We start from the raw sequence: 13,613 nt of genomic DNA, 5'->3' as shown, positions 1-13,613 counted from the left end.
TCCTAAGACTCTATCTGTTTTTGAGCATTCTCACTCATTTGTTGTAAAAGCTGTTTCATAAACGCTAGATCAGCATCCGAGATGTTCTGGAGTGCTTCCTGAATCGTTTGTTGCTCGATGGGGAGTGTCTGTTTGACCATTTCTTTGCCAGCATCGGTTAAGAAAAGCAAAAAAGCGCGGCGATCATTTTCAGACGTTTTTTTGTGAATCAAGCCTTTTTTATACAGTGCATCTAAAATTCGGGTTGTTGTTGGTTGATCTTTAGATGTACGGTGTGCTAGTTCTTTTTGATTGATCCCGTCTTGTTTATCCAATTGATACAGAAGGGAAAATTGCTCCGTCGTAATGTCAAAATCCTTTAAGCGTGAAGAGAGCAGATAAACGATTTTGCGGTAGGTCTGCCCCAGCATAAAGCCGATAGAGTCCTCCGAAACAATTTGTTTGGTCAAAGGGGCTCCTCCTTTCTTCAAAAATACTTGCTACAACAATTATATGTATGACAACTATTCTTGTAAATATCTGTACTTTTTGTATAAGTAAAAAATGGAAAAAGAAAGCAGTGACGATCATGAAAAATAAGCCTGTTTCCAAGAAGGAAAATCTTTTTGCGACTAGCCGATTTATTTTGCCAGAGCATCGGGAGCTATATCTGCGAATGAAAGCAGAGCAAGAGAGATACTGTCCGCCTAATCTAGATGAAGAGGATCGTGCCAGTATTAGCGCCACATTATTTCAAGGCTTACAACAAAAGCGTTTGCTGACATTGCGTTATTACGATGATACGGGGGAGAAATGCATGATCGGGCATGCTCTGCATGTTGATCCTGTATCACAACGACTTAAGCTGCAGACAAAGCACGGGGTGTCCTGGATTAGCTGCCAGACGATTCTGGCGGCTGAAGTGGAGGATAGCTGGTAAAAGTTTGTAGGGGTCTGGAAAATAATTTGAGGAAAAAAATAAAATAAACCTAAGTAAATATCATGGAAATAGAGAGAAAATGAGTAGTAACGCAAAAAATCATGATCGGCCAAGATTGAACGATCTATTTTACGTTTCTAATTGAATTTATGGATTTTTCGCTGGAATTTTGCGTGAAAATGCATTTTGCGTTGGAAAGCGTTTTGGCTGTATTGTATGTAACGTGAGATTTTTACGAAAACACGTGAGCACAAAAGGGGATTATAAATGTTAGCACAAGAGATGGGCATGGTTTTAACCAAGCACGCGGAAGTAATGGATGCGAAGCGTTGGGCGAATCTGATTGAACAGATGGAAAAGAAGGGCTTGTACGTCGTGATCGAGACGGATACCAACTGCCGCATGCTCAGTCCACTAGGTGGATTGATGCCGATGCCTTCAAAGAATCAACAGCTGACGGTTTTGACAGAAGAAGAATTGCTAGCAAAAGGCTTAGATATTGGCCACCATATTGTTAAAAAGCAAGTAGATGTCGCTAGCGGATCATAAAAGAATCAATCTAAACAAATAACTACAATAAAAGCTATTAATGAAACTAATGACACAAATGTAGCTGAGATAAGGCTCTCTTTCATGGGAAGAGAGCCTTTATTTCTACTCTATATGTTGGCCTCTTTTCACCTACTAATAGGCTAGCTTCTAGATAGTTTGCAGATGTCTAAAAAATAACAGACTGACTCGGATGAGCCAGCCTGCATACGTGCTTTTGATAAAATGTATACATGAAAATAAAAATGCTAAGAAGCTACATATGTATGGAAAATAAGAAAAAATATAAATGACAAAGTAGTCTAATCCCACTCCCTCGACAGCTGTTTTTGCAATTGACTAAGCAGGCGCTTCGTTTCGGGAGTAAGAGAAGGTCTCTTCAGAGCTGACCTTTGTTTTTGCTGATATACCATCATACTCCATTCTTGTTCCTGTGCTAGCCAGATTCGGCGCTTGATCTGCTCCCAGCGGCGGGAGGCCAATGAGATGGGGACCCGAAAAGCTAGAGCTAGCTGGTGTAACCAATCCCGTTCGTATTTAGGCATGGGTAAGGTTTGAAGCAAATAAAAAGGCATAGCTGCATACAACTGAAAGTGTCCGGCTTGCATTTCCTGTAAGTCGCGTAAAGCAGGTGGCAATGACAACTGATTGCCAGAATGGCGCAACGGGTGACATAATTCATGAAAAAATTCGGCTCGTCGATCTACCTCTGAGAGATGCTGATGTAAAAAAATCAGAAAGTCTCCACTATTCTCGCACCATCTTACGTGGGATGGTAATCTTGTAAAAGCAATTTCTCCTCCAAATAACTCTGCAATCTCTTCCAGATGTAATTCCTCAGGAGCTAGAAATCCATGTCGTTGATACCTAGCTGTAATCCATTCCTCTAAGGGTGTCATTTGATATAATTCGAGATTCATGAAAACCTCCTCCCTCTAAATTATACCCTAAAAATAGGAATATTTGTTCGGGTTCTAGGGAAATATCCTGCTTAATTTTATATGATGGTCGTATATAAGAAAAAAAAGGATAATTGCAAGCGTACGGGACGCGTCCAATTATCCTTTTTCTTTTGTACGGGGAGAACAGCTATGCCTTGGCTCCGGCAACTACTTTAAATTCTTTCCCATTTAAGATTTCTTTACGCAATCGCAGCATTTTTTGATCCAAGCTATTTGCTGCCTCAGCGGCCTCAGTCAATTCATGTAAGACATAAGGCGGCACCTGCTTGTCGTACTTATAGTACAAAATATGCTCAAGGCTCGCCCAGAAATCCATAGCTAAGGTCCGTAGTTGAATTTCTGCATTTACCCATTGTGTTCCTTCATTTAGAACGAGAGGGACCTGAACGATGAGATGCAGGCTTTGATAGCCATTTGGCTTTGGAGAGGCTATGTAATCCTTAATCTCAACAAGGCGCAAATCCTCTCGCTGTTTAAAATGATCCGCAATGCGATAAATGTCTTCAACAAAGGCACAAACGATTCGAACACCAGCTACATCAAACAGCTTGTCTCGCACGCTTTCTAAAGTCTTTGGCAAACGTTTACGTTCTAGCTTTTTCATGATACTAGCCGGTTCTTTTAAACGCGTTTTAATATGTTCAATAGGGGAATATCCATCTTGCAGCTTCCATTCTGTATTCACGATCATGATCTTCGTTTCCAACTCGCGTAAAGCAAATTGATAATGAAAGGCCATGTTTTTCCAGACATCCATATTTTCTAGCATAGGTACGCTCCTTGTATTTCTGTGACTTGTATGCAAGCCTAAATCCAATTCATAGGCACGGTGAGCAAAATTAATTTATTGTACGTGATGATTGTACCTGATGGTTGTGGGAGAAATGTGTAAGCGGCGAAAAAGGACGTTGCTGATTGAAACAGCAACGTCAGATCAGGGAAATATGACATCATTTCAAACAAACAGGCGCTCGTCTTTTTGCAATCAACAGTCTAGACCATTTAACCAATATTTTTACCAAGAAACAATAACAGCTTCATGTATGATCAATGTAAAATGGAGTATTAAGCCGAAGTAGTTTGACGCTGAAAGCCTTTAAAACGTGTTCCTTGATAAGAAACGATACCATGGTCTCCCTCAGCTAGCAGTCCGTATTGAGATCCAGACAATTGAAATTCTTTGCGTTCACCACTCACTAATTCAAAGGTTACATAATATGAAGTGTGGGAAGCATGATTTCCAGAACCGCCAGACACTTGAACCCGCTTTGAAACAATGTGAGCTTGTTTATTTTCGACAGGAGAATGATTATTAGTTGTCCAGGTAAATAGAGCACGACCAATCACAAAAATAAAGCCACCAATTACAATCACAGGAATCACGTTAGCCATAAAAGAGAACGTAAAATCAAACATGGGTGAACCAAGCTCAAGTGGATTAGAAAAAAACAAAATGGAATCCTCCTAATTACAAAAATAGGGAATATTCACTTGTATTATAGCATAAGTAGCAGCGGTTTACAGTTTATACGACCTTGTGAATCAGAATGGGTGTCACATAGCCTTCAATAAGTGCTGCGAGCAAGACAAGCGGTAAAATAACCAAAATATAGGTTTTAAGTGACTGGAGGATCGCATTTTTAACAGAATACTGATGTCGATTGCGCGAAAATAGGCGGCGAAACACAGTAAGACTAAGAAAAATGCCAACACTTCCACTTAAGAAAATAGCAATCATCTCAATAATGCCATGAGGGAGGATTCCGTAAACTAAGATATCTATCCAAGGCTGGTTCTGAATCGCAACAGACGCAAGTAAAATACTAATCGTGCTAATGGTGATAATACCTGAAAAGGCAGGTAAAACAATTAGCGGAATGATTCCGATCACCACGGACAGAAGGGTTGCTTGCGTATTATTTTTAAAAATAGACCAGAAAAAATTGGTGGGTGTTCCGCCCGACTTGATCCCTTTTGCCTCAAAGGCTTGAGCAAGTGTAGTCAACAGATCTTTAACCGTTTGCGGATTTTTTACAATGAGCATATAAAAAACAACAGCGGTGACTAAAGCCACGAATGTAACAATCCAAAAACCTTTCTTGTAATCTTTGCGGAAATGTTCCCATTCTTGGGCATACAAATCACGAAGCATAGCATTTCTCTCCTTATCAGTTAAAAATAATGGTTTGTCTACTTAGTTATGTACACCTAAAAATCATGATTGCAACAATAATACGCATGTAATGCGGTTTGGTATTCACCTCAGTTCTTTAAAGCTTGAAATGATTCAAGGGTGCTTACACTTGCTTTCCTTTACTAAAGACCAATAACCATATTATTTATATTACCATCCAAGTAAATTTAAGAACATGTTGAGCATGAATTCCTTGTGGTACAAAACAGCATGAACTAAAAATTCTTTTCAATGAAAAAGAAAGCAGAAGTTGATGTTGCAATCAGGAAAACAATGGTAAAATAAAGAAAACGAAGCCTTCTCCATCTAGAATGTGCGCTGATAACGTCCCAATTGTAAGCCGACAGTCTGAGCCAAGAGAAAGGAGTGTTTCTTTGATCCCTAAAAAACATCAAAAACTACGCTGGGCGGCTTGGATTAGTTTAGCTTTGTTGCTTCTTCTGAAAGCCTCCTTTCCACATAATACCACGCTATTATACCGCCTTTTACAGCAGATAGGCATTCCTACCAGAATAGAGTCATTCCACGTAGATGGTATATTCCTTCTCTTATTATTTATCTGTGTGCTTGTCCTTTTCCTGAAAGAATACGGAGCAGGTAAAACAATTGTGACACTATGGATTGCTGTGCCCGTTGCAACGTATCTTCTTTTAAGCGGGTTTCAATCTTTTATTGCCAATGGTGTCTATGCCCTTGATTATGAGAAAAAAAGAAGCTTCTGCCACTATCAAAGTGACACAGATGGGCTAATGAAAGGAAGCTGTCAATTTCGTATTAAAAATTACGGTGGCCAAGAAGTCCATTTTTCCATAGATATGCCCTTTCATCTATTCGATGATAACACTACTGAGCCAGAACCGTTGCGAGCCGAGTATGTAATTCAACCACGTGCAGAAGAGATTTTTGAAATGCCGTTTCAGATTCGTCTGGCCCAAACAAATCAAACCGACGAATCGGAAAGAAGAGTGAGCGGTAGCATTACAAGTCCAGAAATTATGGTGCAGGCAGAGGGGCATGAACGGAAACTGTAGAAGGAAGGCTAAATCTGTTTATGAAAATAGACAGGTGAATCAGTATGCTTATGTAAAGTGGTGATTTGCTTATTATCTGGTGAAATATGAACATCATACATCTCAGGAGTTCCGAGTACCTCATTGACTGGTAGATAGCTAGCCAGCGTTTTTCCCTGTAAATCGGTAGCAAATAACGAAAGCTTATCTTGACTAAAGTCGCGATTATCAGAAGTATTGGTAAATTTGGTGAAGAATAGCTTCTGTCCATCCGATGATATTGACAGGTCTGACATCTGATATTCTTTAGCGTGTGTAATTTGCCGCTTATTCTTCCCCTGTACATCAATAGAAAAAAGATCATAATCATGGGGGCGCTTAGAAGCAATACGATGTATGTAAACTTAGCCATAATGAAAACAGCCCTGTCTTGGAGTGGAGTAATGCCATCCAGTCATAGGGCTGTTTTTAGAATGTACATTCAGCTTGATTGCTCATTGTCATGCTGTTGATTCGCTCCCATCTAGCTAAGTCTTTGAAGTAACTGGTTGTTCAAAGGCAAAGGCTCAATTTGTATTAACCGATCTTGTTATGTTGGAATTAAAATCCGTTAACTGCTTTGTATGCATTTACGCGACCATTTTGGTAGCTAGTGCCTGTAGCAGATGTTTGATCGGCTGTAGATAATACACGATCGACGATTTGTTGGTTTGTAGCATTCGGTTGTTTACCCCAAGTTAATGCTAGAACAGATACAGCAACTGGAGTAGCCATGGACGTACCAGACATATTGGTGTAGCCACTGTTTTTGTAAGTGGAGTATACTGATACACCAGGAGCAGCAATGTCAACCCATTTTCCATAGTTGGAGAAATAAGCTAGTCCATCGTTAGAATCAGTAGCAGCTACAGCAAGTACGTTGTTGTAGGCAGCAGGATAGGTAAGAGAGGAAGATCCGTTGTTACCTGCGGCAGCTACGATGATTTTGTTTTTGCCCCAAGCATAGTTAATAGCATCTTGGAAGGATTGTTGGAAAGCACCGCCCCCAAGTGACATAGAGATAATGTCAGCGCCATTATCAGCAGCCCAAGTTACTCCCTTGATGATGTCAGAGGTGTAGCCTGAACCTTGAGCATTTAGAACTTTTACCGGGATAATTTTAGCTGAACCGTCAACCCCGCTTACCCCAATACCATTGTCACCGATAGCTGCAGCTAGACCTGCGCAATGCGTACCATGGCCATGGTCATCATTGGGAGAGGTTACACCAGGGACAAAGCTCGTTCCAGGCAACAGGCTATCCTTTAGATCAGGATGGTCTAATTGAACACCTGTGTCTAAAATAGCTATTTTCTTTGTGGACCCTTTAATAACATCCCATGCCTCATATGAATTGATTTTTTTGTGGTGCCATTGGCTGCTGATCAGAGGATCGTTTGGTGTGTAATCTACATGATACAGCATGTTGTACTCAACAGATTCTACATTGGGATCCGATAAATATTTTTGTTTGAATTCCTCAGCTTGTCCATCTGGAACTTTTACTAATTGCCATTCTGAAGTTCCGTTACCCAACTCTTCTACTTCTTCACCACCTAGGGTAGAATGAATTTGTTCTGTGTCAATAGGTGCTAAAGATTGTTTGAATTTCACCAGTATTTCGTCATCTTTAAATTCACCTTTTGCGGGAGCATCAGCGGATTGTACCTGATGCTCAACTTTTTCAGTCATCGAAGCGAAAACATTGATAGGCAAGAGAGTGGCTAACGCGGTGCAGAGAGAAAGGACTTTTAGTGATTTTTTCATTTTTAACAACATCTCCTTATAAAATATTTTGTTACTGTCTAAATTATACGAAAATTACGAAAAAACACAATATATAACTTATCGACAAAAAATGTCTAAATTTATCATTTTATGTCATAATGTTAATTTTAAAATAACAATTTGTGTCATTATTTTTTGTAGGAATCAATTGGTTTTTGTAAAAAAATCGGAGATAATATATAAAAATTAGATAAATAAAGAATAAATCAGGAGAATCTATATATAAAAGTAATCTGGAATTCTAGAAACATTTTCGTAACATGTTAGAGAAATGGAGAAAAAAAGACTAAATTTTTCGGGATAAATTTATGGAATTATCAAAAAATATCAGATCAAATAGCTGTATCGAGGTTTCGAAAAACATTATTTGTAAATTTAGGGAAAATTAAGTTATTATTTTATTTCAGTCTCCTTGGCTAATTTGCCTGTAATGAAGGCTAAAGCTTGTATAGATTCCTTCATTTGTATAGGAGAGGAAAGAGGTTTTGTAGTGAAGTGAGGAATTTTACAGCTAATAAACTGAAAAACGAGTAAAAGAGCAGGAAGCAAAAAACGACGGAATGTGAACAATCTGAAGAACTACGCACTAATCTCACACTGTGTTGCAAGCTACAAAGCGGGGGAAGTGTTAATAAGGACTTAATTTTACAGGGTTATAAATCGGGAACGCTTCAACTGAACAGAAATAAATCGTATTGAATTAGCAGGAAAAGAATGCATTTGCACAAAAAGTAAAAAAGAGCAGGAGGGAATAGATGTATGACAAATCACATTAAGGAGAGGATAAAATGCTGATTGTAAGGCAACAGGAAGTGAAACAGTTGCTTAGTATGAAAGAAGCTATTGAAGCCGTGTCTCATTCTTTGATTGAATTTTCGAACGAAAGGACGGTTAGTCCCATTCGATTGTCTGTACCTGTAAAACAAGGCAACGGTACAGCTTTGTTTATGCCAGCTCTTGTTCCAGCTATGGAGAGCCTTGGCATGAAATATGTTTCCTTTTTTCCAGATAATAAGACAAAGGGGAAGTCTAGTATTACAGGGCTCATGATTCTCTGTGATATGCAGACGGGAGAACCCCTTCTGTTATTAGATGCGTCCTATTTGACGATCATACGTACGGGCGCAGTATCTGGTTTAGCTACTCAGCATTTGGCTCGTCAGGATGCCAGCATTCTTGGGGTGATTGGTACAGGGGCACAAGCGCAGGGATTAATCTTAGCGATGCTAGCGGTTCGACCACTTAAGGAAATCCGGCTATATAATCGCACGCAACAAAAGGCGGAGCAACTTAAAATAGAGCTACAGCAATCCCAACAAGGGAGAGATTTGCTGATACACGTCGTACCAGAGGCAAATCAAGCTGTTATGGGAGCAGATATTGTAATTACAGCAACCAATGCAACAAACCCCATTTTTTCAGCAGACGCAATATCTGCGGGCGTTCACATCAATGCGATAGGGTCATTTCAGCCTCATATGCAGGAGATTCCTACAGATGTACTTACAAAGGCCGATAAAGTGATTGTAGAGGGGAAGGAAGCGGCTTTAGCAGAGTCGGGAGATTTGCTACTTCCTATACAGGAGGGGGTTTTTTCCAGCCAACAGGTGTACGCTGAGCTAGGGGAGATTGCGGACGGTCAAAAGCCAGGAAGAGAAACTACGAATGAGGTAACATTATTTAAATCAGTAGGTCTAGCTGTAATGGATGTAGGAGTGGCTTGGGCAATCTATAAAAAGGCGAGACAAGTGGGGATAGGTCAAGAAATTGAGCTTGTGTAGACAAGATGTGTATTAAACAGCTATTTTTTTCGCTAAAAGAGAGTCCGTGGCAGTCGGAACAGGGCTAAATAAATCAGGCTCGAGATATTTCTCCTAGACCCAAGAGTACGTATTATGTAAACGAAATTTCCCCATGAGCTATTTATTTGTAAAATGACATTGTTTTGCAAAAGGAAACGAAGATAGACCTCCGTTGGTGGCATAAGTCAGGGAGGTCTATTTGTTATGTTACCTTCTGTTTCTTAAGAACTTTTACCATTACGGCTAATCGAGTAAAACCCCTTTAAAACAAGCATGCTATAACTACTGGGGGTGTTAGCATGAAGCAAATATATACGGCTATGATATGGAGCTTAGCAATGGTACTGAGTCTATCTCTAGTGGGGTGTGCTACCCGTTCTCCAGGTGGCACGAATACGCAAATTGGCATTCAGGATTACAAAAGTGATCGTCGCAATAACCATGAATTTGTAGAACCTGGACCAGTGAAAATGATGTACCAAGGAAAAAATACAAATAGCTATCAGTTAACCGCCGTGGAGGAACGGGCTAAGAAGGTGCCTGGCGTACTCGATGCAAAAGCGATTATTTATGGAGATACCATGCTGATCGGTGTAATCACAGATGGAACTCCTAACGGAAAGTATGAACGAAAACCGATTCAACGTGATCCAACGAGTGAACTACGACCAAAGCTAAGCTTAAAATTAAATGTTGATGGACACGATAATCGGATTATTCGGGGCATACGAGACACATTAATTCGTCAGGATAAGGCACGTCTCGTCTTTATTACGCCTGATTATAAAATGTATAAACGAATTCTATCTGTCCATGACAGATTGTTGGCAGGTGAGTATGTGGACGACAGTGAATTCAGACGTTTAATTAATGATGTAGGTGCATATACAGAGGGCTTTGGTGCTTACTAGAGATTATAGGTATGCAGGTACTTTAAAGTACCTGCCGCCTTTTTATTTTCAAATAAATATACATAATCATATTACACTTCGCAAAAGGAGATAAATTACGGTACAAAAATGTAGCAGTTCTACGCAAGGGATTGTAGCGAGAATGATTAACTCGTGATCAAGTCTAGGGCAGGGGTTGCTACAGAATGATTAGGTTGCTCAAATAGGGATTACATGTACGATTGGATATGTATTACAGGTAACAAAAATAACAATTTTATCGTCATATATGTAATAGCCAATACCAAACATATAAAACCAATGAAGACAAATCCCTATTATAAGCAAGCAGCACTTTTAGTATGGTACCGCTCTCTACTTCCTACAATCGGTTACCAGCTTTTATACATGATCGTTGCTTTGAACTGATGGGGGAGCGGATGGAAGTGGATGTGACATGTTGCCATGAGTATAAATAAAAATCAAAAACAGTTATATGAGGCACGTAAGTTATTTTTGCGAGGATTAACAAATCAACTAAATCGTATGAAGCAGTATCTGGAGCAATATGTTTATGAACAAAATCAGCAGTCAGCTCAAGCCATTTACCACATTGCTCAGACTTGGAAAGAGAATGTCTCTATCTATGGTTTAGCGGCAATTGGCAACGTAGCTGATTTATTACTAAAGGAATTGGAATGGACACAAACGGATTATGAAAAAAGACGGGCTCCTCAACAGCTTCAGAAAGTTCATATGCTAATTAGTCAATTAAAAATGGAACTGAGCTTGAGTCACATGGAAACGGTACAGGAAGAGAAACAAATGCAGGAGGATCGGCTAGTAAATAAAAAAGCATATCGATTGCTTTTAATTGATGACGATGAGGTTTCGCGAGCCTATTTACTCAAACGCCTTTCTCAAGAGGGATATCTTGTGGAAGAGGCTAATAGTGCGGAAGAGGCGAAGCGTTTATTATGGGAGCGAACCTTTGATTTAATCTTGCTCGACCTAACGATGCAAACTCAGTCTGGGTATGAGATTTTTGAATATGTAAGAAATGATCTCGTCTTAAAGTGGATTCCACTTGTCGTATTATCTGGAAAGAAGGATAGGAAGGATAAGATTAGATGTTATCGGATGGGAGCGGATCATTATGTAACCAAACCCTTCCATTTTGAGGAATTGGAGGCCTGTATCTACCGTCTGCTTACGAGAACTCAGTACTATGAGCATATGGCTTTTCGTGACCCATTAACAGGAGTGAACAATCGACGTTCTTTTGATCACCAGTTGCAGGTAGAACTGGCTCAAACCCGCAGGAAACAGGAGCCCATTTCTATAGCTTTTCTTGATATCGATTATTTTAAAAAGATTAATGATAGTTATGGACATCATATTGGTGATTTAGTATTACAAGGGGTGGGACACAAAATACAGCAAAGCTTACGTGAAACAGATATATTAGCGCGTTATGGAGGAGAGGAATTTGTAATTGCCTTCCCTGGAACGTCTGCTGAGCAGGCTACAATGGTTCTAGAGAGAATCCGAGATCAACTACAGCAATCTCCTGTATTACAAATAGATGGGCGAGATTTTCATATTACGTTCTCGGCAGGAGTTGCTGATTGGGACCATATAATGCCGCAGCACAAATGGCTGGAGCTAGCTGATCGGGCTATGTACAAGGCGAAGCGCCAAGGGCGTAACCAAATTGTTAGAGCTAAGCTGGAACGGGACAAGCCTCGAAATGAGCCGGAAGCAAAAACGAAAAAATGCTTACTTATAGCTGATGATGATCCAATGATTCGCTCAATCCTAAGAACAAAGCTTGCACATTTAGAAGTGGATATCGTAGAAGCCACAGATGGGAAAGAGGCGCTGGAAGCTATGAGGAAAAGGCGACCACAGCTTTGTATTTTAGGTGGAATTATGCCCGAACTGGATGGACTTTCTTTATTAAAGATAGTTCGACAAGATCAAGCATTACGTAAGATGAGAATCATTATGCTTTTAGCAAGAAATAATCAAAAAGATATCATTCAAGGATTGTCGTTAGGAGCAGACGATTATATGTCAAAACCGTTTTCAATGCTTGAATTGGAATTGCGTGTAAAGAGGCTGTTGTATGCCGAGTAATGACAAACCTATATGTGTATCAAAAGAGTAAGAGGCTTACGATCAAGCGATCTTACTCTTTTTTCTGTCATAAAGCGTCATAAAAAGCTTCAAAAAAGTACAGGCATCATTTCCGTGGAAATAATGCCTATAATCGACAATAAGCGGCATGAAACCGAATGCTTACAAGTCGCCTACACCTTTACGTAATTTAACTAACAACTGTAATAATTGCTGTTGCTCATCTTTTGATAGAGGGGCAAAAAAACTAGTTTGATAATGCTCTCGGATTTTCATTAATGATTCTTCTACCATACTTTGATACTGATCTACTAGCTTAACCACATAACTACGGGAATCTTGAGGATGTGCTTCCTTATAAATAAATCCCTTTTTAAATAATCCAGGCAAAATTCGAGAGATAGTCGTTTTGTCACGTAAGGTAATCTCCCCTAGTTCTGTTGGGGTAACACCATTTGTTTTATATAAGACAGCAAGCATTTGCCACTGTTCAGGGGTGAGATCGTAAGGCTTTAATACCTTATTCGTTTCCTCACGGGTAAGCTGACCAATTCGATGAAGATTATGACCTAAACTATTACATACATCAGCTAAGTACGAGCTAGGGTTCATAAACAGGGTCCTTTCCATTCAAAAAGCGTTTTCCTTTTATATAACCACAGATAGAAAGCTTCGTCAAAGCAAGACACACGATGCTTTCGTGTAATGTCTAAGGAAACAGAAAAGAAAAAGTGGGAGGATAGTATGTTTTATCGGTATATTTCTTTCAGTAATGAAAATGTTTGTGGCAAAAATTATAGGTGTAGAAGAGGTTTATTAGACTCGTGCTAGGGATTTTCCATTTGGATAGGGGTATCATTGGAAAAGAAATGATGATAAGGAGCGAGTAAAAACATGAATGAACAGGCAAATTCATCTGGAAATATAGGAGTTATAGGCTTTAGTCATGTCACTCTACAGGTCTCAAATCTGGAACAATCTTTACGTTTCTATTGTGAGAAATTGCAAATGAAAATGGTTCATCAAGGGAGAACAGATGCATACTTGGAATGGGGAAGTGCTTGGATATGCCTATTGGAGAGGCCGGAAATATTTCCGATTAAACTTGAGCAACAGCACCTTCATCATTGTGCCTTCTATATAAACGAGGAGGATTTTGACATAGCAGTGGATCTGCTACGTAAGAGGGAAATCATGCTAGTAAAAGGCCCCATTTTTCGTGGAGGGGGCAAAAGCGTATATTTTCATGATCCCGATAAGATTATGCTAGAACTACATACCAGTACATTGCATCAAAGGATGAGTAATTGGACCTAAATCA

The 13,613-nt window shown here is 39.6% G+C and carries 15 protein-coding genes; 7 read left to right on the top strand and 8 right to left on the bottom strand.

The window, feature by feature from the left end; genetic code table 11:
* Positions 1–2 precede the first annotated feature (2 nt).
* Positions 3–449, bottom strand: a complete 447-nt coding sequence (locus tag GOP56_RS09025; protein ID WP_022584357.1) for a MarR family winged helix-turn-helix transcriptional regulator — start codon at positions 447–449, stop codon at positions 3–5.
* Between the two features lie 119 nt (positions 450–568).
* Between GOP56_RS09025 and GOP56_RS09020 the strand changes: the two genes are divergently transcribed.
* Positions 569–919, top strand: a complete 351-nt coding sequence (locus tag GOP56_RS09020; RefSeq protein ID WP_003336815.1) for a YolD-like family protein — start codon at positions 569–571, stop codon at positions 917–919.
* Between the two features lie 267 nt (positions 920–1,186).
* Positions 1,187–1,468 carry a hypothetical protein gene (locus tag GOP56_RS09015; RefSeq protein WP_003341509.1) on the top strand — a complete coding sequence of 94 codons (282 nt, stop codon included), beginning with the start codon at positions 1,187–1,189 and terminating at the stop codon, positions 1,466–1,468.
* Between the two features lie 302 nt (positions 1,469–1,770).
* On the opposite strand, the gene GOP56_RS09010 is transcribed toward GOP56_RS09015, so the two are convergent.
* The 4 genes from GOP56_RS09010 to GOP56_RS08995 form a co-directional block, all read right to left on the bottom strand.
* A complete protein-coding gene (locus GOP56_RS09010) occupies positions 1,771–2,388 on the bottom strand; it encodes an ImmA/IrrE family metallo-endopeptidase (RefSeq protein ID WP_163245401.1) in 618 nt (205 codons plus the stop codon).
* Positions 2,389–2,557: 169 nt separating this feature from the next.
* Entirely contained in the window at positions 2,558–3,199 is a 642-nt protein-coding gene (locus GOP56_RS09005) for a GTP pyrophosphokinase (protein ID WP_003336820.1), read from the bottom strand.
* 296 nt (positions 3,200–3,495) lie between these two features.
* Positions 3,496–3,882, bottom strand: a complete 387-nt coding sequence (locus tag GOP56_RS09000; protein WP_003336821.1) for a DUF2500 domain-containing protein — start codon at positions 3,880–3,882, stop codon at positions 3,496–3,498.
* Between the two features lie 73 nt (positions 3,883–3,955).
* Positions 3,956–4,582 (bottom strand): stage II sporulation protein M, encoded by a 627-nt coding sequence (locus GOP56_RS08995; protein ID WP_163245400.1) that lies wholly within the window; start codon positions 4,580–4,582, stop codon positions 3,956–3,958.
* A 416-nt stretch (positions 4,583–4,998) separates the two neighbouring features.
* On the opposite strand from GOP56_RS08995, the gene GOP56_RS08990 reads away from it, so the two are divergent.
* The gene (locus GOP56_RS08990; protein ID WP_096886093.1) at positions 4,999–5,655 is read left to right on the top strand and encodes a hypothetical protein; all 657 of its coding nucleotides are present in this window, start codon (positions 4,999–5,001) and stop codon (positions 5,653–5,655) included.
* An 8-nt stretch (positions 5,656–5,663) separates the two neighbouring features.
* Here GOP56_RS08990 and GOP56_RS08985 read toward each other — a convergent pair whose 3' ends face one another.
* Entirely contained in the window at positions 5,664–5,930 is a 267-nt protein-coding gene (locus GOP56_RS08985; RefSeq protein ID WP_254068676.1) for a hypothetical protein, read from the bottom strand.
* A gap of 304 nt (positions 5,931–6,234) precedes the next feature.
* Positions 6,235–7,440: a S8 family peptidase gene (locus tag GOP56_RS08980; RefSeq protein WP_003336829.1), complete on the bottom strand. Its 1,206-nt coding sequence runs from the start codon at positions 7,438–7,440 to the stop codon at positions 6,235–6,237.
* 809 nt (positions 7,441–8,249) lie between these two features.
* Here GOP56_RS08980 and GOP56_RS08975 point away from each other — a divergent pair.
* The 3 genes from GOP56_RS08975 to GOP56_RS08965 all read left to right on the top strand — a co-directional run bounded on the left by GOP56_RS08975 (position 8,250) and on the right by GOP56_RS08965 (position 12,292).
* Positions 8,250–9,242, top strand: coding sequence for an NAD(P)-binding domain-containing protein (locus GOP56_RS08975; protein WP_163245399.1), 993 nt, complete (start codon positions 8,250–8,252; stop codon positions 9,240–9,242).
* 320 nt (positions 9,243–9,562) lie between these two features.
* Complete coding sequence (locus GOP56_RS08970) at positions 9,563–10,174, top strand: YhcN/YlaJ family sporulation lipoprotein (RefSeq protein WP_003336833.1); 612 nt, start codon at positions 9,563–9,565, stop codon at positions 10,172–10,174.
* A 444-nt stretch (positions 10,175–10,618) separates the two neighbouring features.
* Positions 10,619–12,292 (top strand): diguanylate cyclase, encoded by a 1,674-nt coding sequence (locus GOP56_RS08965; protein ID WP_163245398.1) that lies wholly within the window; start codon positions 10,619–10,621, stop codon positions 12,290–12,292.
* A gap of 162 nt (positions 12,293–12,454) precedes the next feature.
* Here GOP56_RS08965 and GOP56_RS08960 read toward each other — a convergent pair whose 3' ends face one another.
* A complete protein-coding gene (locus GOP56_RS08960; RefSeq protein WP_003336836.1) occupies positions 12,455–12,904 on the bottom strand; it encodes a MarR family winged helix-turn-helix transcriptional regulator in 450 nt (149 codons plus the stop codon).
* A gap of 282 nt (positions 12,905–13,186) precedes the next feature.
* Between GOP56_RS08960 and GOP56_RS08955 the strand changes: the two genes are divergently transcribed.
* Positions 13,187–13,609 (top strand): VOC family protein, encoded by a 423-nt coding sequence (locus tag GOP56_RS08955; RefSeq protein ID WP_003341480.1) that lies wholly within the window; start codon positions 13,187–13,189, stop codon positions 13,607–13,609.
* Positions 13,610–13,613: the final 4 nt, after the last annotated feature.

Origin of the sequence: Brevibacillus sp. 7WMA2 (genome assembly GCF_010748895.1) — a bacterium.
Taxonomy (GTDB): Bacteria; Bacillota; Bacilli; order Brevibacillales; family Brevibacillaceae; genus Brevibacillus_B; species Brevibacillus_B halotolerans.
Note: the sequence above shows the minus strand (reverse complement) of the source record. Positions and strands in the feature narration are given on the sequence as shown.